Below are 23,486 nucleotides of genomic sequence, written 5' to 3' on the forward strand. Positions count from 1 at the left end.
GGCGCACCGGTCGCCTGTCGAGGTTGTCCCCCGGGGGGGGGGGGGGGGGGGGGCGGGGGGGGGGGGGGGGGTGTTTTTTGGTCGGGGGGGGGGGGGGGGCCCCCCCCCCCCCCCCCCCACAAACCCATCCCGAAACTGTTGGCGGGGGTGAGATCTTCGCGAGCATCGTTGCGTCAGGCACTTCTGCGGGCTTCGCGCTCGACGACGGGCAGCGGATGGTCGCCCAGCGTCTCGCGGGCCTCGGCGCGCAGATCGTCGAGCGCGAGGCAGCGGACCACGAAGCCCCCGACGCAGAAGACGCCGATGCATCCGCTACCCTCGCCGCCGACGCTGCAACCGCCCCGCGCGGCCTGTACCTCTGGGGGCCGGCCGGCCGCGGCAAGTCGTGGCTGCTCGATGCGTTCTACGAGGCGCTGCCTGTCGAACGGAAGCTCCGGGTCCACTTCCACTCGTTCTTCAACAGCCTGCATTCGCGGATCTTCGCGAACCGAGGCTCAGACACGGTGTTCGCGAACGCCGTGCGAGAGCTGGTCGGCGATGCCCGGCTGCTGCTGTTCGACGAGTTCCACGTGCACGACCCGGGCCACGCGACGCTGCTCACCGGACTCCTGCGGTACGCCCTCGAGCACGGCATCACGGTCGTCGCGACCTCAAACTACCCGCCGCAGGGGCTCCTCCCGAATCCCGTCTACCACCACATCTTCGAACCGGGCATCGACGTCATCGAGCGCGAACTTGACGTCGTCGAGCTGCCCGGGGAGGTCGACTACCGGCGCTCCCGCGCTGACTCGGTCGAGCGCCGGGGATTCGCGACCGGTTCGTGGATGCACGCGCCGGGCGCTTCCACAACCGACCGACCGTCGTCGGCCGAGGCGACGACGCTCGAGCTCGGTGGGCGCAGCTTCGAGGTCACCGCGGTGCGCGGACGCGAGCTGTGGGCGACGTTCGCAGAGCTCTTCGTCGCGAAGACGTCGTCGCTCGAGTACCTGCAGTGGGCGCGCGACTTCGACACGTGGCACGTGCTCGACGTGCCGCTGCTCGCATCCGTCGGCCGCGACCCGCAGCAGCGCTTCGTGAACGCCGTCGATGTGCTCGTCGACTACGACGTCGAGGCGCACTTCCACGCCGACGCGTCGTTCGACGACTTCGTGGCCGCGGCAGCTGGCCGCGCCGACGCGTTCCGCATGGTCAGCCGCCTGCATCTCCTGCAACGCTGACCAGCCACAGTGCGATATCGGGCGCCTGACGCCCTCAATCCTCCAAACGTGCCGAAATCGCACTGTTATTGGTCACGTCAACCTGGCGTTGCACCCTTCTCACCCGCGCCGCTGGCTCACCCGCGCTGCTTGCTCGCGGCCTTTGCCGCCCGCGCCCGCGCCGCCTCGCGCCGCGCCTCGCGTGCGGCGTCGGCCGCGGCGGCCTCCTCCGGGGTCGGGGCGGTGCCGCCGAGTTCCCGCGGCTGCCACCACTGGCCTGCACCGTCTTCGGGGTAACTCGCCTGCAGCTCGCTGAGCAGACGTTCCATCTCGGCTTTGAGGCGGGCGGTGGCGACGGCGGGGTCGTCGTCCGGCGAGACGAGCATTGGCTCGCCGAAGGCGAAGTGCACGGGAATGCCGAGCCGCTCCCGCAACCTGATTTTGCGGTTCTTGGTGAGCAGCCGGTGGCCGCCCCAGACGGCGACGGGGATCACCGGCACGCCGGCCTGCGCGGCGAGGCGCACGGCACCGGTCTTGAAGTCTCGGATGGTGAAGGATGCGCTGACGCCGGCCTCGGGGAAGACGCCGATGAGCTCGCCACGGCGCAGGGCGGTCGCGGCGGCTGCGAAGGCGTCGGCGCCCGCCTTCATGTTGACGGGAATGTGCCGCATGCTGCGCATCAGCCACCGGACGACGGGCTTCTCGAAGACGCTCTGCTTGGCCATGAAGCGGATGCGCCGCCGATTGTGCGACCAGGTCGCCCACTCGACGAGGGCGAACTCGAGGTAGCCGAAGTGGGTCATCGCGATGACCGCGCCGCCGGTGTCTGGGAGGTGCTGCGCTCCTCGGATCGTGCGGCGCACGCTCAGCGCGGCGAACATCGCGCGGCCGGCTCCGATGGCGGCGGTGTAGACGGGCTCGCGGGTCATGGGGCTCCCTGCTCCAAGGTGTGAGAGGCCACCATATTCGGGCCGGCTGGGACGACTCGGCGCGCGGCGCGGGTACGGCGTGGGCCCCACGGGCACGCTCTTGCCAGTTCTTGTTCGTGGGTGCGATACTTACCTCATTGCACGTTCGTACATCATTTAGTGCAACTTTGTGCATTCATCCGCTAGGAGCAACTGACAATGGCTGTCCCCATCCCTGTACGGAGCCCGTTTCTCATCGTCAACCCGAAGGCCTACCTGACGGGCGACGAGCTGATGAAGCTCGCCCACCTGACCGACGAGCTCGCCGGCGACTTCGACATCGACGTCGTCTTCACCGCGCAGCACATCGACCTGCGCACCGTCGTCGCCGAGACGACGAACCTCTGCGTCACGGCACAGCACGTCGACCCGATTGTGCCCGGGCGCGGCATGGGCCACATCCTCGCCGAGGGCCTCGCCGAGGCGGGTGTCAAGGCCGTCGTGCTCAACCACGCCGAGCATCCCCTGAACCTGGCCGATCTCGACGCGACGATGCGCCGTTGCGAAGAGGTCGGCCTGGCCACCATCGTGTGCGCCGACAGCGACCTGCAGTGCCGCGCGGTCGCCGACCTCGACCCGTCCGGCATGATTTGCGAGCCCACCGCCAACATCGGCACGGGGCAGATGGATGCGAGCGACTACATCGAGCGCACGACACAGATCGTCAAGAACGTCGACCCCTCGATCCTCGTCGTGCAGGCGGCCGGTGTGAGCCGCGGCGCTGACATCACCCGCGTCCTGCAGCAGGGCGCCGACTGCTCCGGAGGCACGAGCGGCATCATCAAGCACCCCGACTGGCGCGAGATCCTCACCGAGATGTTCCAGGCGCTCGCCGACCACCGCGACGCGCAGGCGACCGCCTCCCCCGCCAACTGACCCGCTCCTCACCAGAGCCACCAGAGAGAAGACCACCACATGCTCATCGGACTCGACGAAGCGCTCCGCTACGCACAGAAGAACAACATCGCCATCGCGGCGGTCAACACCCCGTACTTCGAGGGCCTGCTCGGCACGATCGCGGCGGCCGAGAAGGCGGGCGTGCCCGTCATTCTGCAGCACGCGCAAGTGCACGAGAGCACCCTCTCGATCGACGACATCGGGCCCGCCATGCTGGCCCTCGCCACGCGCAGCGAGGCACCGTTCGTGTTGCACGTCGACCACGGTGAGGATATCGAGTACATCGCCCGCGGCCTCGACATCGGCTTCAATTCGGTAATGATCGACGGCTCGACCCTGCCGTACGAGGAGAACGTGGCGCGCACGACCGAGGTTGTGAAGCTCGCCAGGGAACGGGGCGTGGGCGTCGAGGGCGAGCTTGGTGTGATGACCGGCAACGAGAACGGCGATCCCAGCCAGGGCATCGCCGATGAGACGCTCTACACCGAGCCGGCGCAGGCCAAGGAGTTCGTGGAGCGCACCGGGGTGACGGCGCTCGCCGCCTCCTTCGGCACGGTACACGGCATGTACCACCAGGAGCCGAAGCTCAACTACGAGCTCATCGAGCAGCTGCGCGACGCGACGGGCGTGCCCATCGTCATGCACGGCGGCTCGGGCCTGAGCCTCGACGAGTACCACCGCTCCATCACGCGCGGCGTCCGCAAGATCAACTACTACACGTACGCGGCGAAGGCGGCACTGGATGCGGCGCTGCGGGCCGCAGACGAGCCCAACACGATCCTGTTCCCCAAGGTCGCGAAGGCCGTGTCGGCGCAGGTCGAGGGCGACGTGGCCGAGTTCATCCAGGCACTGCGCCCCGGCGCCTGAGCCGCGGCAGCAGCATCCACGCACCCAACGCATCCACTGACACCCGCGCGTTCGTCGACGCACGCGCATCCACGACCAGAACAGGAACCCCGATGACCGTCACCCAGACCACCCTCCAGCTGCAGTCGCACGGCGGCACCCCCAGCTACATCGACGTGACCGCTGAGGTGAAGGAGGCGATCGCGGCGAGCGGCATCACGACCGGCACCGTCACCGTCATCTCGCCCCACACGACCTGCGCCGTGTTCTTCGAGGAGTTCGTGCACGACCGTCTCGAGGACGGCACCGAGTTCCTGCAGGCAGACCTCGACGACGTGCTCACCCGCATCGCCCCGAACCAGACCGCCGTGCCACCGGAGGGCGAGTACCGCTACCCAGGCCCCGAGCACTACGCGGACGTCGAGTCGTGGCCAGACGCCGAGGTGTACCTGCCTGGCGGCGACAAGACGGCACTGCTCAACGCGGAGGCGCACATCAAGGCGACGATCCTCGGCTCGAGCGAGGTGTTCGCGGTCATCGACGGCAAGCTCGGCGTGGGCGTGACCGGCTACATCTACTTCGTCGACTTCGACCGCACCCGCGCGCGCGCCCGCAAGTGCCAGGTCGTCGTCATGGGCGAATAGACCGGCGAGGAGGTCCCCCGCCCCTCGCTCGTGGCGCCGCCAACGTCGTCGGCGAGCGACGCCGCTGGCCGAGCGCATCCTGATTCCCCCGTCAGCGGTGTGCTCGGTCGGCGGCGTTCGTGTGCGCGGAGTTCGGGGCGCGCAGACTCGCGCAAGTTCGCCCGCGTGGATGCGCATCGCGAGCGGATGCGGCCGTCAGGGTGCGCGCGTACCCTGCCGCCATGACGGTCGTGACCTTGACCCCCTGGGCGCCCGAGCATCTGCCGCTGCTGTTCGCCGCGAACTCGCCGGAGATGACGCGCTACCTCGTGGGGCCGGAGAGCAACGATGAGGTGCGCCGTCGGCACGAGCGGTACCTCAGGGCGAGCGCGGGTGAGCCCGCGCGCACGCGCATGTTCGCGATCCTGGCAGATGGCGTACCCGTCGGCGGTATTGGAGTGTGGCCGTCGCAGGAGAACGACGAAGCAGCCCTGGAGACGGGCTGGAATGTGGTGCCAGAGTGGCAGGGGCGGGGCATCGCGAAGCGGGCGGTGCAACTACTCATCCCGATCGCCGCGTCGCTCGCCCAGCCCGGGGAGCGACTGCTCGCGAACCCCGCCATCGACAACGCCGCCTCGAACGGCTTGTGCCGCTCAGCTGGGTTCACGCCCGCGGGCGAGCAGCGCTTCCCGTTCAGAGGCGGGGTCCTCCACACCCGCGTCTGGGCGTTCAACCTCGAGGAAGTGCCCGACTCCCCCAGAGCCGCGACCGCCTAGACGTGCTCCACGAGGGCGCGGGCGAGGTCTTCGTCGAGGATCACGCTGTCGAGCGCGCCCGTGCGCAGCGAGCCCGCCACGCCCGGCGCCTTCTCGGAGCCGGCCGCGAAGCCGACGACCTCGGGAATGGCGGCGAGCTGCTCGAGCGTGATGCCGATGACGCGTTCGGAGACGGGCGAGCCGAGGGCCTGGCCGGTGGCGTCGAAGAAGCGGCCGCAGATGTCGCCGACGGGATGCTGCGCGTCGAGTTCGGCGCGCTCCGCGTCGCTGAGGCGCATGGCGGAGACGATGTGGCGCGACGCGTGGAGGCCGTAGGAGCCGATGCCGACAAACGCGAGCTGCACATCCGTCGCCCGCTTGATGGCGGAGGAGATCGACGACTCTCGAGTGAGCGCCGCCCAGGTCTGTGGCGACTCGACGACGGCGGGCGACTCGAAGCGGAACGCCTTCGCGCCGGACTTCTGCGACAGCCGCTCGAGGGCCGTGTTGCCCGCAGGTCCCGAGTCGAACGGCATGCCGCCGACAAGCGGGCACAGCGTGAGGGCGCGGCCCGTGGACTCGACGTGAATCTGCTCGACGAACGCGTCGATCGACTTGCCCCAGCTCAGGCCGACCGAGCCGACCGAGGGCACCCGTTCCGCGAAGTACTCGGCGGCGGCGCCGGCGACGACGTCGAGCGGGTGCCGGCCGGGGACCGCGGTGACAACCACGGCCGACGTGACGCCGAACGCATCCACGATCTGCTGCTCGAGCTCGCCCACGCGCCCCACGACGTGGGGGTCATGGATGCGAATCTCGACGATGCCCTGGTCGCGGGCGGCCGAGAGGATGCGCGACACGCTCGCCCGGGAGACGCCGAGGGCGGTCGCGACGTCGCTCTGCGAGAGGCCGTCGAGGTAGTAGAGGCGCGCTGCTCGCACGAGGGTCTCGGCGTTGCGGGGTGCTGGCATCCCGGCTCCTCCTTCGTCGTGGTGCGGCGGTGGGTGCTTCGGCGTGCGGTGCCCCAAGACCGCGGCTCCCGGGGCTGGCGTCTGCGCTGCGCGCCTCCGCCCTCCTCGGGAGCCGTTCCGGTGCCTCACCTGCGGCGTTGCACCGGTGGTCCGGTTCACATGATCCTACCGAGCGGCGGCCGCACGGCTGGACCCTGGGAGCCTCAGGCGCCGATGACCCCGGCGGCGACGAGCGAATCCTGGAGGCGTCGCATCGCGATGAGCGGGCGGGTCTCGTCGAGCTCGACGTCGTCGTACGAGACGATCTCGCCGGCCTTGATGTCGCGCTTGAGGATGCCGCCCGAGATGAGTCCGATCGGGATCGAGTTGTCGGCGCGCGCCTCGTCGGCATCGATGGCCCAGCCGTGCACGTGGTGCCCGCCCATGCCCTCGAGCTTGGTGCCTGCGGCGAGGTCGAACTTCGCCTTCGACGCGACCTCGGTACGCCAGGTGGTCGTCTGGAAGTCGGCGCGGCGCTCGAGCACGGCCTCGCTGATCGAGAGGATCGCCTCGACGGATGCGAGGTGGTACGGGCGGTAGAGGGCGTAGTACGGGCCCTTGCCGAGCTTCAGGTAGTCTAGCTCGTGCGTGACGACGTCGTCCTCAGACTTCACGACGACGAAGACGCCGGGGGCGACGTCACCTTCCACCGTGTACTCGACGGCGGGCGTCGAGGTGAGCACTCCACCGTCCTCGACGGGGATGAGGGTCGTGGCGAGGGTGGCAATGTCGGCGGCCGGGCCGTTCATGCCCGGCTTGTTCACGGGGAAGCCGGTCGCGTTCGACAGCGAAGCCATCTCGACCTGGGTCTTCGTGCCGTCGGTGAACTCGCACAAGATGCGCGGGTTCATGTTCTTCGCCTTCGCCTCCTCCATGACGTCCTCGGGAACGTCGGTGGGGCGGTTCGGGTTGTTCTTGCCCTTGCCTGCGGCGACGACGGTGAGGCCGAGGTCAGTCGCGTGCTCGACCAGCTTCAGCGCCTCGACGGGCTCGTCACCGCGGCAGATCGTGTACACCTGCTCGCCGGCGTTGGCGATGCTCGCGAGGAACAGCCCAACGGTCACGTCTGCCTCGACGGTCATGAGGGCGACGTCCTTCTTGCCGAGGAGCGACGCGTAGGCGACCTGCGCGGCGATCTCCGTGACGCCGGAAACCTCAAGCACGACGTCGACGGGCAGCTTCGGAATCTGCAGGCCGTCGTTGATGACAACGGGGCGGCGCGCCTCGATGTGCTCGGCAACGACGTCGAGGTCGCTCTCGACCTGCACGTCTGAGCGGCCGGCGCGCGTGTACGCATCCACACCCCGCTCGACGGCGATGTCGGCGACGACGGCCACTTCCATGCCCTTCGCTCGCTCGATCTGGGCGATGAGGCCGGAGCCCATCTGGCCCGCCCCCACGACGCCGACGCGGATCGGTCGGCCGAGTTCGGCTTCGCGCTGGATGAGGCGCTGGGTGTAGTTCATGTGCGTTCCTTCTTTGCGGGGTTCGTGGGGGACTATTTGCCGGCGCGGGAGAGGCCGGCGAACTGCTTCGGGGCCGCGCCCTTGACCGCAGTCGGCTGCGCGCGCTTCGACGCGCTCTTGACGGGCGGCAGCGTGACCTGGGCGCGCACCTTGTGCGGCAGCATGCTGATCGCCTGGCGGACGGCGGTTCCGAGGTGCTTGTGGCGGGCCTCGGCGCGGGCGTAGACCGTCTTGAGCGGCCCCTCGAGTTCGGGGGCGGGCTTCAGGCGACCGAAGACGCTGAAGCCGACGAGCGCGCGAGCCTCGACGACCTCGAGGGTCGTCGGGTCGACAAGCAGCACGGCGATGGCTCCGCGGAAGGCGCCCTTGCCGCGTCCGCTGACGAGGTTGAGGTTCTTGCCCGCGTTCGCCTTCGCGATCTCGTTCACCTGACGCATATAGGCGCGCATCTGCACACCCGACATGACCATGCTGAGCACGAGCGCGAGCACGAGGACGGCGGGGAATCTCCAGTCCATGATCTAGGCCTCGTTCCGGCGCACGCTGACCGTTGCGCCCTCGGTGGGAGTGGGGAGGGTGCCCGTCGCCTGGATGGCGCCGGGGAGGAGCGCGGTGTCCTCCGCGTTCAGGTAGAGCACGACGTGGCCGAGCTCCTGCAGGTTCGAGTTGGCGAGGTCACCGACCGCGGTGATCGTGACGGCGCTGTCGCCGAGCACGAACTCGTCACCGGCCTGCACCGGCACGAACTCGCCAGCGTGGCCCTTGTGCACGAGGCTGACCTCGGCGAGGGCGTCCGGGACGGGTTCGCCGAAGAGGATGTAGACGCCGCCCTCGAACATGTCGGTCGCGTCGGGTCCGATGCGTGCGATTTCTGACTGCCAGATGGTCGTGGCCACGTTGTGGTCCTTTCGGAGAGAAGTTGAGGGGGTGGATGCGCGGGCGGGCCGGGGGCGGCCCGCCCGGCAACCGTCAGACGAGGAGGAAGGAGGCGAAGTAGGCGAGCACGACCGCGAGGGGCGACGTGATCTGCCTGGAGAACAGCACGGCGGGGACACCGACCGCGACCGTCTCCGGCTCTGCCTCACCGAGCGAGAGGCCAACGGGGATGAAGTCACAGCCGACCTGGCCGTTGACGGCGAAGAGCGTCGGCAGCGCGTACTGCACCGGCAGGGCGCCGGCCGCGATCTGCGTACCCATGAGCACGCCGACCACCTGCGCGATGGCGGCTCCTGGTCCGAGGATCGGCGACAGGAACGGGAGGCCCGTGATGACGCCGAGCAGGATCAGGCCGATCGGGTTCGACGCGAGCGGCGACACCGCGTTTGCGATGAAGTCCGACGCGCCCGTGTAGGTGACGATGCCGATGAGCAGCGACACGTACGCCATGAAGGGGAGGATCGTGTTCAGCGTCAGCTTGATCGCCTGACGCCCCGACGAGAGCAGCGTGTTGATGAAGTAACCGATGCCGTTGCCGAACTTCACGACGAAGCCCGTGAATCCGCTCCCCTGGGCCGCAACCCTGGCACGCGCATCCGCCTTGGCCTTCGCCGCGACCTCTTCTGGGCTCTGCCCCGCCTCGGCGGCGGCAGGTGCGGCAGCGGCCGCGGTTGCGCCCGCGTCGAGCGCCTCCACGTCGCGCGGCGCCACGTCGGACACGAAGATATCCTCGGTGATGAACTGCGCCAGCGGGCCGCCCGGCTCACCCGGGTACACGTCGACGGTCGGGATGCGCTTCTTGGGGTACACGCCGATGCGCGCCGTGCCGCCACAGTTGATGACCGCGCAGAGCACGTTCGCGTCTGGCACGTTGTTCTTGAAGCCGTCGACCGCCTCAGCGCCGGTGAGCTCAGCGATCTTCTCGGCGACCGGGTGGATGCCACCGCCGGTCACCGACAGAACGATGTTCTTCTCGGCCGTCGGGACGAGGGTCAGGCCAGCGCCCCAGCCACCGCGACCGCGGTTGACCTTGACGCCCTTATAGTCGGTCGTGCCAGCGCCGGAGTTGTCGGCGCCCGCGTTGGTGTTGTCAGCGTCTGTGCTCACAGGACACCGCCTTCGGTCTTGGAGCCCTGCAGGTGGCCCTCGGCGTACATCTTGTCGAAGCGCGCGAACGCTTCTTCGTGGCCACCGCGCTTGATGAGCACCTTCGTGATCCACTGCGTGGTTATGCCGCGGATGAAGATGACGACGATGCCGACCATGAAGTAGAGGGCGGCAAGGGTCGCGTACTTATCGGGCGCGATGGAGAGGACACCGGCGGAGATGCCGGTCCAGACGAACAGCTCACCCGCGTTGGCGTGCGGGAGGAACGCCGTGACCGGGTGCACGAACGACACCGCGGAGTCGTAGAAGGCCGGCTTGTAGCGTTCCGGGAGGAAGCGACCGAACGTGTAGGCCATGGGGTTCGTCAGCATGATGACGCTGATGATCGGCATGACCGTGTACCGCGTGATCGCGTACTTGCCTGCCCAGCGGACGGCGCGCGTGACGCGCTCCTCGCCGATCCACGTGGTCACGGCGTACATTGCCGTGAGCAGCACGAGAAGCAGGGGGAGGATGCCCGTGATGAGACCCATGAGGCTCTCGGCGGAGGCGTTGAAGAGGCCGATGAAGTTCTCGGCGATCCAGGTGATTACTTCCATGCCGGCTGCCCTCCCGACGTGGTCGCCGAGCTTCGCTCGACGGTGCTGGCCGCGGGGGCGGCAAGCGGCGACATAAACCGCATGTTCTGACTCCTTTGTCGGGGTGTGCACCAAGTTGCAAATAGATCTGATCGTTTGTGCACCTGCGGAAAGTGTAGGCACGACCGCATCCGCGCGCAAGTGCCACTTTGCGCGCATCCGAACACGCTTCGATTGCCGCGCCGGATGGCTCGAGACGGGCACTGACAGAACCTGTCACCTCCCGGCCGCGCGCCGTAGCGTGCAGTCATGAGCACCACGAACCTGACCCTCAACAACGGCGTCCAGCTGCCGGCCATCGGCTTCGGCGTCTACCAGTCCGCGCCCGAGGAGACCGAGGCCGCCGTCACCGAAGCGCTGCACGTCGGCTACCGGCACATCGACACCGCCGCCGCCTACGGAAACGAACGCGAGGTCGGGAAGGCGATCGCCGCGTCCGGACTCCCCCGCGACCAGATCTTCGTCGAGACCAAGATCTGGATCAGCGACTACGGCTACGACGAAACGCTCCACGGCTTCGAGAAGTCGGCCGCCAAGCTCGGCGTCGACCACATCGACCTGCTGATCCTGCACCAGCCCCTCCCCACCGCTTGGGAGAAGACGGTCGGCGCCTACCGCGCCCTCGAGCGCCTCTACGCCGACGGCAAGGTCCGCGCGATCGGCGTGAGCAACTTCATGCCGGACCACCTCGCCTCGCTGCTCGCGGCGACCGACGTCGTGCCCGCCGTGAACCAGATCGAACTGCACCCCTACTTCCAGCAGAAGGAGCTGCAGGAGGCAGACACGAGCCACGGCATCCTCAACCAGGCGTGGTCGCCCATCGGCGGCATCACGTTCTACCGCGACGGCGACGGGGGAAGCACCCTCGAAGACCCCACGATCACGGCGATTGCGGAGGCCCACGGCAAGAGTCCCGCGCAGGTCATGCTGCGCTGGCACGTGCAGGAGGGCCGCTCGGTGATCCCGAAGTCGGTCAAGCCGCACCGCATCGCCGAGAACTTCGACATCTTCGACTTCGAGCTCACGGCCGGCGAGGTCGCCCAGATCGACGCGCTCGACAAGGGCGTGCGCCGCGGGCCCGAACCGGAATCGCTGACGCTCGAGAAGTACGGCATTGCCATCCCAGAGGCCTGAGCCGCGTCGTCGAGCAGCTGAACTCAGGTCACGACGCTGACCTCTCCCCGAGTGTCCAACTCGCGGAACGAGATCGCTCGCGGACACCGGAAACGTGCGCCGCAACCGATCTGGTCCCCAAACTTGGACAGCGCGGGCCCGAGGAGCGGCATCTGGCGCTCGCCCTGGCCAGTCAGAGTGGCGTGAGCGAAGGCACGCACCAGCACCTGCCTCACACGCACCCCACGTCACCCTGACTGTCGGATCGCGATGGCCGCGGCTGCTGCGGCCCCGCCTGAGACGCCTCCACTCCCCGCAGCCGCGATCGCGACTCTCGCTCGTTCCGCGACCGTGTCAGTTCCCTGCGGCCGTGACAGTCAGGGTGACGTGGGCGAAAGATCGCAGCCGCACGCACGACCGAGCCGCCTGACGTCACTCTGACGGTCGCCTCACCGGGAAACCCTCACGCGCGAGCGGCAGGTACTCGCGGGACCTCCCTCGGCAGGACGGCCGGGCGTAGCTTGGTCACATGAACGATGTGCGCGAACAGGTGAAGGAGTTCCTCAGCTCCCGCCGGGCGAAGATCACGCCCGAGCAGGCTGGGCTGCCGGCGTACGGCGGGAACCGTCGCGTCGCTGGGCTCCGTCGCGAGGAAGTCGCGATGCTGGCGGGCGTTTCCGTCGACTACTACGTGCGGCTCGAGCGCGGCAACCTGTCCGGCGCCTCGGAGAGTGTGCTCGACGCGATCGCGTCGACGCTGCAGCTCGACGAGGCGGAGCGCGAGCACTTGTTCAACCTCGCGCGGGCGAGTGCCCCGGCGAGGCGCACGTCGAAGAAGCAGCCAGGCGGCGAGCTGCGCCCGGCGGTCCGACAGATGCTCGATGCGTTTTCTGAGGATCCGGCCTGGGTGCGCAATGACCGGCACGATGTGCTGGCTGCCAACCGCCTCGGTCGTGCGCTCTACGCCCCGGTCTTCGACGACCCGCGGCGCCCCGTGAACACGACGAGGTACATCTACCTGAACCCGGCCGCGCGCGATTTCTGGCCTGACTTCGACCGCATCGCCGCCGATGCCGCGTCGATGTTGCGCATGGAGGCGGGGAGGAACCCCCACGATCCACAGCTGCACCAGCTCATCGGCGAGCTGTCGACGCAGAGCGAACTGTTCCGCGAGATGTGGGCAGCGAAGGACGTGAAGTTCCACCGCAGCGGCGTGAAGCGCCTCAACCATCCGGTTGTCGGCCTGCTCGAGCTCAACTTCGAGTCGCTGCCTCTGCCGAGCGAGCCCGGCCTCACGATGAATGTCTACACGGCCGCCGAGGGCAGCGCGAGCGCCGACGGCCTGCGCATGCTCGCGTCGTGGGCTGCGACGGAGTTCCCCGCGGAGGCGCGCGCCACGGCGCAACTCAGCTAGCGCGGGCAGCAAGCTCGCTGGGGACACTCCCCTGCGCGCACGAGTGAGCCAGATGCATCCACGACCGCCGGTTCCGAATACATCTGGCTCCTTGGCGCGGCCGCGCACGGCGTGCGCGCGCGGCCGCGGGGCGCCTACATCTGGACGAGCACCTTGAGAGCCTCGCGTGCATCCATCGCGGCGTAGCCGGCTGGCACCTCGTCGATGCCGATCGTGCGGTCGAAGACGAGGCCGGGGTTGATGTCGCCGTTCAGGACCTGCTGGATCGCTGGCTCGAGGTAGGCGCGCACTGGTGCCGGGCCGCCGGTGAGGGTGACGTTCTTGCCGAAGAGCGAGCCGAATCCGATGGGCGCCTCCTCGTACTGGGGCACGCCGACGCGCGAGATGACGCCGCCCGGACGGACGATGCCGTACGCCTGCTCGTAGGCGGGCATGTGGCCGACGGCTTCGAGGACGACGTGGCTGCCTTCGCCGTTCGTGAGGTCCATGACCTTCGAGATGCCCTCGTCGCCGCGCTCGGCGACGACGTCGGTCGCGCCGAAGCGGATGCCGAGGTCGGTGCGTGAGGTGTGGCGACCCATGAGGATGATGCGCTCCGCACCGAGCTCCTTGGCGGCGAGCACCGCGGAGAGCCCGACGGCGCCGTCGCCGATCACGGTGACGGTCTTGCCCGCTTCGACGCGGCCCATGTGGGCTGCGTGGTAGCCGGTGAGGTACACGTCGGACAGCGTGAGGAGGCTGGCGGCGAGGTCGGCGTTCTCGCCGCGGGCGAGCGCGTCCGCGTCGACGCCTGGCACAACCACGAGGCTGCCTTCGGCCTGCGGAATGCGCGCGAGCTCGGCCTGCAGACCGCCGACCTCGGGGCTGCCGTAGAAGCCGCCGTGGATGCACGACGTCTGGAACCCTTCACGGCAGAACACGCACGTGTTGTCCTGGAACGCGAAGGGCGCGATGACGAAGTCGCCGACTTTGAGGGTCGTGACGGCCTGGCCGATCTCCTCGACGATGCCGATGAGCTCGTGCCCCATCGGGGAGCCCTGTTCGCTGGCTTGCATCGAGTGATACGGATGCAGGTCAGAGCCGCAGATGCAGGCCTGCGTCACTCGGACGATCGCGTCGGTCGGCTGCTGGATGGTCGGGTCTGCGACGGTCTCGACTCGGACGTCGCCTGCCGCGTACATGAACGTTGCCTTCATGGGTGCCTCTCGTTGCGCTTCCGGGAATCGGCGGCGAGCAGGTGCGCCCTCGTCGGGTGCACCGGCCGCTGCCGTTCCCCCATTGGATCGATTCCAGCCTGCGCCTGGGAAGGGCAGTCGTGCCAGGTACTGGCGTTGCCTGCCAGCGGGGCAGCGCCCGCCCGGCGCGGCGCGGCGCGGCGCGGCGCGGCGCGGCGCCCGCCCGCGCGGGCGGTGACCAATTTGCGTGACGAGAGACTCGCCCGTGGTTGCCTGGGCGCATCCCGGACTCATTCATCCCGGGAGTTGGACAGCGGGCGGGCCCCCGCGTCGCGTGACCGATAGCAGTGCAATAACGGGCTCTGGAGGCAGTTTTCAGCACAGCTGAGGCCGTTTCTGCACTGCTACTGAACAAGCCGCGCGCGGCTCCTGACCAACTTGCGTGACGAGAGACGTGCCCGAGGGGCGGAACGGCGCATCGCGGGCTGATCCTCCCGTGAGTCGGACAGCGGGCGGGCCCCGCGTCGCGTGACAAGTAGCAGTGCAATAACGGGCTCTGGAGGCAGTTTTCGCACATTTGAGGCCGTTTCTGCACTGCTACTGGTCAAGCCGGGCCAAGCTAGCCCAAGCGCGACAATCGGGGCTCGAGCCGTGCGCGCAACCTCACGCGTCTGCGGTGAGCCCTTCGTGGATGCGGCGGAGGTCTTCGATGAGCGAGCCGATGAGCACCCAGCTACCGCCCTTCGGGGCGGAGACGACGAGGGGTGCGGTGAGGGCCGGGGGTTCGAGGATGAACGCCTGCGGCTCCCCTGGTTCGCTGGGGATGAGGATGCGCGTGTCGTGCGCGGCCCGTCGCAGCTGCTCGGCGATGGCGATGGCCTGCGGTTCCTCGGCGAGGGTCGGCTCCCAGTGTTCGGCGACGGCGCGGGTCATGCCGGTGAGCTGCGTCACGATGGGGCGGAATCGGTCGAGCAGTTCCCGGCATTCGACGAGTTCCTCGTGGTGCCTGGATTTGCGCGGGTTGAAGGCGAGCGACTCGAGGCCGTCGGCGATGGAGTTTTCGGCGGCGCCGGCCATGGGCCGCAGGAGGCGGGCTTTGAGGAGCAGTTCGGTGAGGCTCGCTGGGGTCTGCGGTTGTTCGAGGGCGTCGGCGAGGCGTTCGAGGGATGCGGCGATTTCGTTCCCGAGCATGGCGACGTCGCGTTGTGCTGGCGCGACGAGCACGGGCGGCAGGATGACGGCATTGATGAGGAGGCCGAAGGCGGCGCCGATGAGGGTTTCGAGGATGCGGTCGAGCGCGTATTCGGGGCTGGATGCGCCGAGCGCGAGCACGAGCATGGCGCTGATGGCGACCTGGTTGCTGGTGGTTGAGGTCATGCGCAGCAGCCAGGCGACGATCATGGCGACGACGATCGCGAGGAGAATCACCCACGATTGAGGCCCGAGGATGAGGGAGATTCCGCTGGCGACGGCGACGCCGATGACGACGCCGGCGCTTCGTTCGAGTGCTTTGGCGAACGACTGGTTGACGCTTGGCTGCACGACGAGCAGCGCGGCGACGGCGGCGAACACGGGGAGAGGACCCGGGATGAGCCAGCCAGCGAGCAGCCAGGCCCCGACTGCGGCGATGGCGGTCTTCGCGACTTGCAGTGCGGGCACGCGCTTGGTCGCCTGGATCCGGTCGAGGCCGGTGAGACGGGTGAGGGAGCGCACGACTTCAGAGTAGGACGCCGGACGGGGGCGACGCCCAGGCGTCCCCCAGCGGGTGTGCGAAGGGCAGGTCAGCGGGTGGTCGCGGCGAAGACGGCGAACGCGACGATGATCACCGCGAGGGTGATGAAGACGAGCAGGGCGCCGGCGATGATGAGTCCGAGGGCGATGGGATGCGCCTGCCACCAGGGCACGAGGCGGGGGTCGCGTTCGCGCAACTGGGCGGGTGTGACCGGTTCTGGCACGGCGAACCAGGGCACGCCGCGGCTCGCGAGGTCCTGCATGATGGCGGTGAGCTGTTGCTGCGTCCACATCTGCCCGACGAGCAGCAGGAGGCGGCGGTCGTGTCCGGTGACGATGAGGTGGTGCGTCGGTGCGCCCGCGAACCCGCCGAACGACATGTGGTTGACGGTGACGACGCTGGTGGCCTCGGTCGCCGCGAATCGGCGCGTGCGGAACATCCAGTGGTGTTCGATCCACCCGTCGCCGAAGCGGATGTAGGTCTCGCGCATCGCCTTCTTGGCGAGCCAGATCGAGAAGGGTATGCCGCCGATGACGAGCACAGAGACGAGGATGCCGTAGCCGAGGGCGAGCCACACGTTCTGGATCGAGAAGATGACGACGAGCGCCAGCATGATGGGGATCTGCATGCCGATGCTGATCCACGCCTGTCGTGCGTTGAGGGCGACGGCACGGCGCTGCGCTTCTGGGGAGAGTCTGAGCTCGTGCATCCACAGAGCCTATGGCGCGGCCCGTAGTGTGGGCGAATGCGCAGACGCTCTTCCCCGGTCGCTCACGGCGTGGAGGCGACGAGCTTCGAGGTCGCGGGCCCGCATGGGCCGGTCTCGGCGCGGCAGTACGCGCTGGCTGGCGCCGCCGCGCGCCGCAGACGGCCGCCGGTGGTCTGGTTGCACGGCGGCGGCTTCTACTCGGGTGGGCTCGACCAGCCGGAGACGCACGAGGTCGCAATGGCGCTTGCGCGCGCGGGCTTCGAGGTGACGACGGTCGGCTATCGGCTCGTGACGCTCGGCGGGCGAGGGAAGGCGGAGGCGGCGGATGCACCTGCCGCGGTCGGCGCGGATGGAAGGCGCCAGTCTGGTCGGTCGCGACGGAAGGACCGTCCCGAGGTGCGCTATCCGGTGCCGCTCGATGACGTGCTCGCGGTGGTGGAGGCCGTTGGTGCGCGTTCGCCGGAGGGGTTGGTGCTTGGTGGTGCGAGCGCGGGCGCGTGTCTCGCGGCGGGCGCCGCGTACCGCCTGGAGCGCGCCGGGAGCTCTCCGATCCGCGGGCTCTTTCTGACGTATGGGACCTTCCATGCGCAGCTGCCGCCGCGCTCGCCGGAGCTGCTGAGCCGCCTTCGCGGGAGCCGCCGTTACGTGCATACGCCGTGGCTGATCGGCCAGATGAATCTGAATTACGCGGGCGACGAGCGGGTGCTCGAGTTGCCGGACGCGTTCCCGGGCGGCCACGACCTGACCGGCTTTCCGCCGTCGCTGGTGGTGGATGCGGACCGCGAGGCGATGCGCGCATCCGGCTCACGCTTCGCGCGGGAACTGGCGGATGCGGGCGTCGCCGCCGAGTACCGGGTGCTGCCCGGCAGCTCGCACGCGTTCCTCAACCGCCCCCGCGACCCGGCGTTTGCGCGAGGCATCGACGCGATCAGCGAGTGGATGCGGCGGCTGGGCTGAGCGCGCGGGTCGTTACTCCCGACCGCAACGGCCACCTGCGTCGGCCTGCTGCCTCACCGCCGCGGCGCCCTCGGCGGGTTCGGGTCTTTCGGCACGCCGACTCGCGTGACGAAGAGTGGCACGTCGCGGCGAGAGAGGCCGAGCCGGTACCGCAGCTCGCCCTGCGCGAGCGACGAGTCTATGACCTCCGAGGCGGGCGCGAAGGCGGCTTCTCGCTGGGCGGCGCGCAGCCACAGGCGCAGGAGTGCGCGGCCGGCCTCGAGCACGCGCTCTGGCGGGAGCCCGAGCGGGGCGTCGAGCACGCGGGTGGCTTCGGCGCCCGAGCCGAGGTCGAGCAGCTTGGTGTCGGCGACCAGCACAAACGCGGTGGCCGCCGCGGGCGCGTCCTCGCCCGCCGCAGAGACCGGCACCTCGAGAAGTAGTCGCCGCCACAGGTCGCCGGCCGGCGACACGACGCGCACGGCCGCCTCGCGTAGGCGCCGCTTCCGCGTGAACGCGGAGGCCAGCCGCGACACGACGGCGGGAACGCCGAGCACCTTGTTGTTGAGGCCGTCGACGTTATAGCGCGGATGCGCGGGGTGCAGCCGCAGCCATTGCGCCAGCTCGCGAGCAACGGCCGGCTCGCGCAGGGTGTCGGCGGTGCCGAGGGAGGAGAAATGGCGCAGGTCGTCGGCGTCGACGGGCACGAGCCGGAGCCACTCAGGCAGGGTCTCGGCCAGCTCAAGCACCAGTCCGCGAGCGGGTTCGAGTGCGCCCCGCACCGTCTTGCGGGCCGCGAGCATCCGCCGCTCGGAGTTCGGGTTGGCGTCGACGCCGACGGCGTTCGCCTGCGCGTCCGCAGGCTTCGCGAGGCCGAACACCTGGATGCGCAGCACCGGCTCGTCGCTCCTCGCGTGCACGATCGCCTCTGGGTCGGCGATTGCGGGCAGCAGCTCGACGTCGAAGTCGACCCCGTGCGCGGCCGCGCTCACGCTGAAGGCCTCGAGCCAGGCACCGAGCCCGAGCAGCGTGTCTCGCCCCGTCGGGTCGGAGGCCGGGAGCGTGCGTTTCCGCGACACTCGCAGCTCGACCGCTTCCCCCTCACCGATCATCCGCGGCGACCACGGCTGCGTGTTGTGGGCGGAAGGCGCCGACGCCGCGTCGGCGATGATCTGGTTCAGCGTGTGGATACTCGTCATCGCTGCTCCCCCTCGTGTGTCGTGTTCCCAGTGGCGCCCGCGCCCACCGCCCGGCGGTAGAAGACGGTCTCGTGCAGCTCGTGCCCGCCCATCCGGCCCAGCTGGCGGGCCGACGCCGGGTTGTCGCGGCCGATGTACGTCGACCGCAGCGCCGTGTAGCCACCCTCGATGAGGGCCTCCCCGACCGTACGACCGAGGAGCGTGCTGATGCCACGCCCTCGGGCCTCAGGGACAGTCCCCTGAATCGTGAGCACGGCCTCCCTCGGTTCTTTGCGCTGTCGCCAGATCTCGAGCAGCTGCCTCGGCCCGATGCGGCCCGACGAACGCTGCACGATGCGGGTCACGTCGGGCACGCAAAGCAGGAAGCCGAGCGGCGTACGGGTCTTCGCGTCGAGCGCAAACACCCAGATGCTTGGGTCGATGATCGCGATGAGTCCGCTTGTGGCCTCGCGCATCTGGGCGGGCGAGATCTGCGTGTAGTACGGCAGCTCAGCAAACGCGGCGTTGACCAGCTCCCGCTGACGGGCGACGTCGCGCGGGAAGCGGAGGCGCGACGCCCGCTGGATGGTGATGCCGGCGGCCTCGAGTTCGGCCTTAGTTGGTGCGCTGAACGCGTCACTTTCGATCTGCCCGAGGCGCCCCTGCTCGAGGCGCGCGATCCAGGTCGCCGATTCGTTCCAGGTCGTGAAGCCGAGACGTTCGTAGGCATCGGGAACCCAGTCCGGGTTCCACGCGGCTTCCACGAAGCCCCGCTCACCGAAGCCGCTCGTGATCACCCCGCCGACCTGATTCGGGAGCAGCGTGACCGGGCCGAGGAGCTCCGCGCGGCCGGCTTCCGCGGCTCGCGCGTCGACGGCGCCGAGGATCGCGGCAAGCGCTTCCGCATCGGAGGCCGCGACGGCCCCGAACAGCTGGAGGCGGGAGCCGAGTTTCGCGTCGAGCGCGGAGCTCGTGTGCGTGACGAGCCTCGCGACCGGCTCACCTCCGCGGTACGCGAGCAGCAGCTCGACCGGCGACTCGTGCGCGTGTTTGTCTGCCCACCACGAGCGGAGCGTCGCCTCGAGCACTGGCACCTCGCGGCTCGGATCGGAGACCCTCCCCGGCAGCTCCACGAACTCCAGGAACTCGAGCTCCGAGCTGACGCGACGCACCTGGATCTCGTGCGGATGCGCATCCGCTTCAGTACCGCGCGCATCCGCCTGGGACACCTCGCTACCTTCGACGCTCGCCAGCTCCTCCTCGCTCGCGAACAGGCGAATGAACCCGGCGTTGGCGTTCTTGGTGTCTTTGACAATCCACTGCATGAGGTGCCGATGCTCGGGCATCCGGGCGAACCGCAGCAACGCGTCGCGCGTGGTGAAGTTCGCCAGCGTGCCGAGGGTCCAAGGCGCTTCCCAGTAGATGCCATGCCAGCAGTAGTCGGGCATGCGACGCATCTTGCCGGTCATCTGCCCCCAGATTCGGCTCGTGACCGCCCAGGCGAGCGGGGTCGTGTACCTCGTTGCACCGACGAACATCGATGCAGTGTCGAAGATGGTGTGGGCCGGCGGCGGGATGGGCGTCGTGAGCTTCTTCGGCTTGCGCGTGGGCTCGGCGACGAGCGGGGGTGTGCGCCCCTCGGCTCGCTCTTTGGCGACCGGCGCGAAGTGCGGGTTGTGCGCCATCTGGCCGGGCGGCGGGTCGGCATCGGCACGCCAGATGCCGTTGGAGTAGCCGCGTGCCTCGGCGAGCAGCAGCTTCGTGCGCCCGGCGTGGCCCGCCGCGACCTCACGCGCACGGTCGACGCTCTCGAACAGCAGCAGCTCGCCCGCCACCTTGCGGTCTCGGAAGCGCTGGCTCCAGATGACGCCACCGCGGTCGACGCCGCGCCCTTCGACGATGACCAGCGCCTGCGCCCGGCCCTGGATGGGTGCCTTCGAGAAGTCGGTGGTGAACACGGTCTACTCGGCGTTCTTGACGACGTAGACGTTCTTGATCTTCGCGTTGCCTCCCGTGAACGGCCCCGTGCCGAACGGATGCACCTCGATGCGCAGGTCGCCGGTCGACGGATCTTCGTCGAGCGATTGCGCGAAGTCGCGTGAGACGGAGGCGAGGTGGGCGACGATGCCGGCCCTGGTGGTCTCGCTGAGGTTCGCGAGCTCCTGCTCAGAAAGGGTGGCCCCCTCCCTCAGTTGCAGGTGCACGATGGGCCGCTGCTCGTGCCCGGCGAGCTCGAGCAGTCCGAGCTTGAACGACTCGATGTCGCTGGCGTGCGGGTTGTCGCGGTAGAGCCCGTTCTCGATGTCGATCGGGTACAGGTTCGCGCCCATGTAGGAGATAGTCGAGTCCTTCCTGCCGAAGAGAAGCAGGAACGGCAGCTTCATGCGCTGCACGGCGAACGCCCGGTGGAATGCACGCGACAGCGCCGGGTCGAGCTCGGCGATCTTCTCGCGCACCTCGGGGAACGAGAGGATCTTCGCCTCGTCGCCGATGTTGTAGCGAAGCTTCGGGCTGAGCACGGCCGACGAGTTGAGGGTCACGACGAGCTCGTTGTTCGCGTTCGTCTCGAGGTACGTCTCGAGCGGGTTGTACTGGAAGACCATGGGGATGCGCGACTCGTCGTCGCCGAGCAGCGCACGCCGCAGCCGCTCGTCGGCGAACATCGCTCGGCGCAGCCACACGCACGCATCCGACTCCCCGGCCATACCGATGGTGAGGTCGGACGCGCCGTACCCGGAGTAGACGCGGCCGAACCGTTCTTCGAGGTAGTCGCGCAGTCCTTCGGTCATCGCCTCGCCGCCCACGAACCCGTTGAGGCGGTGCTTCGACCAGTCGAACCATTCCTCGCCGTCGAGCCGGTCGCGTAGGTGCTTGAGGAACGGCGGGTAGGCGCTCACGAGGTACTGGTACTTGGGCCCGAAGTGGCGGATGGTGTCGACGATCTTGTCGATGTCGGGCCCCGTGTTTTTGACCATCGAGATTTTTGAGAGCGCGTGCCCCGTATTAGTGCCGGTCGCCCACGCGCCCATCGAGAACGCGTTGATGCCGAACAGTCTCTTCGTGCCGAACAGCAGCGTGATGTACCCGGCGACGTTGTTGTGGATGGTCGCCAACTCGCGCCGCCCGCGGATCCAGTTGAATGGCGAACCGCTCGAGCCGCTCGACTCGTCGACCACAGTGCCGACGGTGTCGATCTCGCCGCCCCAGCAGCGCTCGTCTTCCGTATAGCGCTTGACGTAGTCGTCCTTGCTTGTCTCCGGGTAGCTCGACAGCTGCCACCAGCGGAACGTGAAGTTGTTCTCGTGCAGCCACCGCTGGTAGGCAGGCACGTCGAGGTTCGCGCGCTGGCAGATCATCCACGCGTTGAACTTCGCGAAGTCGCCCATGGCCGGCACGTAGTGGCGGGCGGTCCAGCGCCAGATGGCCGGATGCAGGTGGTACAAGTCGTAGGTCTTCGTGAGCGCCCCCGACCCGAGCCGCAGGAGCGACTGGCGAAGTTTGGATGCGCGCCGCAGGCCTGCAGGCCCGGGCCCAGCCGCGCGGCCCGATTGCGGCCCCCGAACACCGATCTGCTGAGTCACGTCGCTGCCCCACCCTCTCGCCATCGCCGAAGTGTGCGCATAGCTAAGCACGAGCCACGGACATTCAGCTTGGGATGCCCGCCATAGCTCAGCCATAGGAACGCCATAGCGCTCTGCTTGGCTGTCAGATCAGGCTGACTCCCGTTCCACGGTGCAAGACAGACGACAAAAGCAGGAGAGTCACCATGATCAAGATCCCCGAACCCGACCTCACGCCGGAAGGCCCCGCCTACGAGGGCAGGCTCCTCGACCGGGCCGACGAGGAGGTCGTCGACCAGGGCGTCGCCTTCGACCTCGGCACGCTCATGTCGCGGCGTGGACTCCTCAGCATTTTTGGTGTGGGTGTCGGAACGGTGGCGCTCGCCGCCTGTACTCCGATGGGGTCGGGCGCATCCAGCACCGCGGCGGCGACCGCATCCACCACCGCCAGCCCCTCCGCGAGCGCTGCTGCGACCGCCGCCGCCCTGCCCGCGAGCGAGATCCCCGACGAGACCGCAGGCCCCTACCCGGGCGATGGGTCGAACGGGGCGGATGTGCTTGAGCAGTCGGGCGTCGTGCGCAGCGACATCCGCTCGAGCATCGGCAGCGGCACCACCGCGGCCGGCGTTCCTATGACCCTCACTCTCACGGTCCTCGACATGGCAAACGGCGACAGGCCGTTCGAGAACGTCGCCGTCTACGTCTGGCACTGCGACGCCACGGGCGGCTACTCCATGTACTCGGAAGGCATCGAGAACGAGACCTACCTGCGGGGCGTGCAGGTCGCGGACGCACAGGGCAGCGTCACCTTCACCTCGATCTTCCCCGCCTGCTACACGGGGCGCTGGCCACACATCCACTTCGAGGTGTACCCGACCATCGACGACATCACCGAGTCGACCAACGCCATCTCGACCTCGCAGGTCGCACTACCCGAATACGCCTCGAACGCCGTCTACGCCCTGTCAGGGTACGAGGGCTCTGCCTCCAACATGGCGCAGGTCAGCCTCGACTCCGACAACGTCTTCGGCGACGACGGCGGAGCCCTGCAGCTCGCGACCGTCACGGGTGACGCGACGAGCGGCTACAACGTCGCGCTCACCGTGCGGGTCGACACCACCACGGCCCCGACCGCGGGCGCCGCCCCCTCGGGCGGCGGCGCAGGAGGCGCAGGCGGCCCGGGCGGCCCCGGCGGGCCGGGCAACTGAGCCGCGTTCACCGACACCG

General features: G+C 68.9%; 22 protein-coding genes. 9 read left to right on the forward strand and 13 right to left on the reverse strand.

Translation table 11 applies throughout. The annotated features are described in order from the left end of the window. Positions 1 to 164: 164 nt before the first annotated feature. Positions 165 to 1,217, forward strand: coding sequence for a cell division protein ZapE (gene zapE / locus ACPYN9_RS16005; protein WP_424467742.1), 1,053 nt, complete (start codon positions 165 to 167; stop codon positions 1,215 to 1,217). Positions 1,218 to 1,333: 116 nt separating this feature from the next. Here the strand turns inward: zapE and ACPYN9_RS16010 are convergent, their stop codons facing one another. Continuing rightward, positions 1,334 to 2,125 (reverse strand): lysophospholipid acyltransferase family protein, encoded by a 792-nt coding sequence (locus tag ACPYN9_RS16010; RefSeq protein WP_424467669.1) that lies wholly within the window; start codon positions 2,123 to 2,125, stop codon positions 1,334 to 1,336. 198 nt (positions 2,126 to 2,323) lie between these two features. Between ACPYN9_RS16010 and ACPYN9_RS16015 the strand changes: the two genes are divergently transcribed. From ACPYN9_RS16015 to ACPYN9_RS16030, 4 genes are all read left to right on the forward strand, one after another. After that, positions 2,324 to 3,040: a triose-phosphate isomerase gene (locus ACPYN9_RS16015; protein ID WP_424467671.1), complete on the forward strand. Its 717-nt coding sequence runs from the start codon at positions 2,324 to 2,326 to the stop codon at positions 3,038 to 3,040. 39 nt (positions 3,041 to 3,079) lie between these two features. Further along, on the forward strand, positions 3,080 to 3,928 hold the full coding sequence (locus ACPYN9_RS16020) for a class II fructose-bisphosphate aldolase (protein WP_424467673.1): 849 nt from the start codon (positions 3,080 to 3,082) through the stop codon (positions 3,926 to 3,928). Positions 3,929 to 4,020: 92 nt separating this feature from the next. After that, the gene (locus ACPYN9_RS16025) at positions 4,021 to 4,551 is read left to right on the forward strand and encodes a YjbQ family protein (protein WP_424467675.1); all 531 of its coding nucleotides are present in this window, start codon (positions 4,021 to 4,023) and stop codon (positions 4,549 to 4,551) included. 221 nt (positions 4,552 to 4,772) lie between these two features. Further along, positions 4,773 to 5,306, forward strand: coding sequence for a GNAT family N-acetyltransferase (locus tag ACPYN9_RS16030; protein WP_424467677.1), 534 nt, complete (start codon positions 4,773 to 4,775; stop codon positions 5,304 to 5,306). Here the strand turns inward: ACPYN9_RS16030 and ACPYN9_RS16035 are convergent. The 6 genes from ACPYN9_RS16035 to srlA form a co-directional block, all read right to left on the reverse strand. Then, the gene (locus ACPYN9_RS16035) at positions 5,303 to 6,256 is read right to left on the reverse strand and encodes a sugar-binding transcriptional regulator (protein WP_424467679.1); all 954 of its coding nucleotides are present in this window, start codon (positions 6,254 to 6,256) and stop codon (positions 5,303 to 5,305) included. The two genes, ACPYN9_RS16030 and ACPYN9_RS16035, sit on opposite strands and share 4 nt — an antisense overlap. 203 nt (positions 6,257 to 6,459) lie before the next feature. After that, entirely contained in the window at positions 6,460 to 7,761 is a 1,302-nt protein-coding gene (locus ACPYN9_RS16040) for an NAD(P)H-dependent oxidoreductase (protein WP_424467681.1), read from the reverse strand. Between the two features lie 32 nt (positions 7,762 to 7,793). Beyond that, on the reverse strand, positions 7,794 to 8,279 hold the full coding sequence (locus ACPYN9_RS16045; protein WP_424467683.1) for a transcriptional regulator GutM: 486 nt from the start codon (positions 8,277 to 8,279) through the stop codon (positions 7,794 to 7,796). Positions 8,280 to 8,282: 3 nt separating this feature from the next. Beyond that, positions 8,283 to 8,657, reverse strand: coding sequence for a PTS glucitol/sorbitol transporter subunit IIA (locus ACPYN9_RS16050; RefSeq protein ID WP_424467685.1), 375 nt, complete (start codon positions 8,655 to 8,657; stop codon positions 8,283 to 8,285). Positions 8,658 to 8,730: 73 nt separating this feature from the next. Beyond that, positions 8,731 to 9,804 (reverse strand): PTS glucitol/sorbitol transporter subunit IIB, encoded by a 1,074-nt coding sequence (gene srlE / locus ACPYN9_RS16055; protein WP_424467687.1) that lies wholly within the window; start codon positions 9,802 to 9,804, stop codon positions 8,731 to 8,733. Further along, positions 9,801 to 10,403 (reverse strand): PTS glucitol/sorbitol transporter subunit IIC, encoded by a 603-nt coding sequence (gene srlA / locus ACPYN9_RS16060; RefSeq protein WP_424467689.1) that lies wholly within the window; start codon positions 10,401 to 10,403, stop codon positions 9,801 to 9,803. The genes srlE and srlA overlap by 4 nt, the downstream gene beginning before the upstream one ends. 288 nt (positions 10,404 to 10,691) lie before the next feature. Here srlA and ACPYN9_RS16065 point away from each other — a divergent pair, with 288 nt between their 5' ends. Both ACPYN9_RS16065 and ACPYN9_RS16070 read left to right on the forward strand, forming a co-directional pair. Then, the gene (locus tag ACPYN9_RS16065; RefSeq protein WP_424467691.1) at positions 10,692 to 11,576 is read left to right on the forward strand and encodes an aldo/keto reductase; all 885 of its coding nucleotides are present in this window, start codon (positions 10,692 to 10,694) and stop codon (positions 11,574 to 11,576) included. A gap of 508 nt (positions 11,577 to 12,084) precedes the next feature. Further along, positions 12,085 to 12,969 (forward strand): helix-turn-helix transcriptional regulator, encoded by an 885-nt coding sequence (locus ACPYN9_RS16070; protein ID WP_424467693.1) that lies wholly within the window; start codon positions 12,085 to 12,087, stop codon positions 12,967 to 12,969. Between the two features lie 134 nt (positions 12,970 to 13,103). Here ACPYN9_RS16070 and ACPYN9_RS16075 read toward each other — a convergent pair whose 3' ends face one another. The 3 genes from ACPYN9_RS16075 to ACPYN9_RS16085 form a co-directional block, all read right to left on the reverse strand. After that, positions 13,104 to 14,165, reverse strand: coding sequence for a zinc-binding dehydrogenase (locus tag ACPYN9_RS16075; protein WP_424467695.1), 1,062 nt, complete (start codon positions 14,163 to 14,165; stop codon positions 13,104 to 13,106). Positions 14,166 to 14,807: 642 nt separating this feature from the next. After that, positions 14,808 to 15,857, reverse strand: coding sequence for an FUSC family protein (locus tag ACPYN9_RS16080; RefSeq protein ID WP_424467697.1), 1,050 nt, complete (start codon positions 15,855 to 15,857; stop codon positions 14,808 to 14,810). A 68-nt stretch (positions 15,858 to 15,925) separates the two neighbouring features. Further along, positions 15,926 to 16,585, reverse strand: coding sequence for a hypothetical protein (locus tag ACPYN9_RS16085; protein ID WP_424467699.1), 660 nt, complete (start codon positions 16,583 to 16,585; stop codon positions 15,926 to 15,928). Positions 16,586 to 16,621: 36 nt separating this feature from the next. On the opposite strand from ACPYN9_RS16085, the gene ACPYN9_RS16090 reads away from it, so the two are divergent. Further along, the gene (locus ACPYN9_RS16090) at positions 16,622 to 17,542 is read left to right on the forward strand and encodes an alpha/beta hydrolase (protein ID WP_424467701.1); all 921 of its coding nucleotides are present in this window, start codon (positions 16,622 to 16,624) and stop codon (positions 17,540 to 17,542) included. Between the two features lie 53 nt (positions 17,543 to 17,595). Here ACPYN9_RS16090 and ACPYN9_RS16095 read toward each other — a convergent pair whose 3' ends face one another. The 3 genes from ACPYN9_RS16095 to ACPYN9_RS16105 are packed head-to-tail and all read right to left on the reverse strand — an operon-like array spanning position 17,596 to position 22,280. After that, entirely contained in the window at positions 17,596 to 18,720 is a 1,125-nt protein-coding gene (locus ACPYN9_RS16095) for a hypothetical protein (RefSeq protein ID WP_424467703.1), read from the reverse strand. After that, on the reverse strand, positions 18,717 to 20,657 hold the full coding sequence (locus ACPYN9_RS16100; RefSeq protein WP_424467705.1) for a hypothetical protein: 1,941 nt from the start codon (positions 20,655 to 20,657) through the stop codon (positions 18,717 to 18,719). The genes ACPYN9_RS16095 and ACPYN9_RS16100 overlap by 4 nt, the downstream gene beginning before the upstream one ends. A 3-nt stretch (positions 20,658 to 20,660) precedes the next feature. Next, positions 20,661 to 22,280, reverse strand: coding sequence for a phenylacetate--CoA ligase family protein (locus tag ACPYN9_RS16105; RefSeq protein ID WP_424467707.1), 1,620 nt, complete (start codon positions 22,278 to 22,280; stop codon positions 20,661 to 20,663). Positions 22,281 to 22,465: 185 nt separating this feature from the next. Between ACPYN9_RS16105 and ACPYN9_RS16110 the strand changes: the two genes are divergently transcribed. Continuing rightward, positions 22,466 to 23,467: an intradiol ring-cleavage dioxygenase gene (locus ACPYN9_RS16110; RefSeq protein ID WP_424467709.1), complete on the forward strand. Its 1,002-nt coding sequence runs from the start codon at positions 22,466 to 22,468 to the stop codon at positions 23,465 to 23,467. Positions 23,468 to 23,486 lie beyond the last annotated feature (19 nt).

It is taken from the genome of Pseudoclavibacter helvolus, from assembly GCF_049707175.1.
In the GTDB taxonomy this organism is placed as follows: Bacteria; Actinomycetota; Actinomycetes; order Actinomycetales; family Microbacteriaceae; genus Pseudoclavibacter; species Pseudoclavibacter helvolus_A.

Bases quoted from the DNA above. Each gene is read 5' to 3' on its own strand.
- ACPYN9_RS16010 (WP_424467669.1), bottom strand. From the start codon at position 2,125: ATGACCCGCGAGCCCGTCTACACCGCCGCCATCGGAGCCGGCCGCGCG.
- ACPYN9_RS16015 (WP_424467671.1), top strand. From the start codon at position 2,324: ATGGCTGTCCCCATCCCTGTACGGAGCCCGTTTCTCATCGTCAACCCG.
- ACPYN9_RS16020 (WP_424467673.1), top strand. From the start codon at position 3,080: ATGCTCATCGGACTCGACGAAGCGCTCCGCTACGCACAGAAGAACAAC.
- ACPYN9_RS16025 (WP_424467675.1), top strand. From the start codon at position 4,021: ATGACCGTCACCCAGACCACCCTCCAGCTGCAGTCGCACGGCGGCACC.
- ACPYN9_RS16030 (WP_424467677.1), top strand. From the start codon at position 4,773: ATGACGGTCGTGACCTTGACCCCCTGGGCGCCCGAGCATCTGCCGCTG.
- ACPYN9_RS16035 (WP_424467679.1), bottom strand. From the start codon at position 6,256: ATGCCAGCACCCCGCAACGCCGAGACCCTCGTGCGAGCAGCGCGCCTC.
- ACPYN9_RS16040 (WP_424467681.1), bottom strand. From the start codon at position 7,761: ATGAACTACACCCAGCGCCTCATCCAGCGCGAAGCCGAACTCGGCCGA.
- ACPYN9_RS16045 (WP_424467683.1), bottom strand. From the start codon at position 8,279: ATGGACTGGAGATTCCCCGCCGTCCTCGTGCTCGCGCTCGTGCTCAGC.
- srlA (WP_424467689.1), bottom strand. From the start codon at position 10,403: ATGGAAGTAATCACCTGGATCGCCGAGAACTTCATCGGCCTCTTCAAC.
- ACPYN9_RS16065 (WP_424467691.1), top strand. From the start codon at position 10,692: ATGAGCACCACGAACCTGACCCTCAACAACGGCGTCCAGCTGCCGGCC.
- ACPYN9_RS16070 (WP_424467693.1), top strand. From the start codon at position 12,085: ATGAACGATGTGCGCGAACAGGTGAAGGAGTTCCTCAGCTCCCGCCGG.
- ACPYN9_RS16075 (WP_424467695.1), bottom strand. From the start codon at position 14,165: ATGAAGGCAACGTTCATGTACGCGGCAGGCGACGTCCGAGTCGAGACC.
- ACPYN9_RS16085 (WP_424467699.1), bottom strand. From the start codon at position 16,585: ATGCACGAGCTCAGACTCTCCCCAGAAGCGCAGCGCCGTGCCGTCGCC.
- ACPYN9_RS16090 (WP_424467701.1), top strand. From the start codon at position 16,622: ATGCGCAGACGCTCTTCCCCGGTCGCTCACGGCGTGGAGGCGACGAGC.
- ACPYN9_RS16095 (WP_424467703.1), bottom strand. From the start codon at position 18,720: ATGACGAGTATCCACACGCTGAACCAGATCATCGCCGACGCGGCGTCG.
- ACPYN9_RS16110 (WP_424467709.1), top strand. From the start codon at position 22,466: ATGATCAAGATCCCCGAACCCGACCTCACGCCGGAAGGCCCCGCCTAC.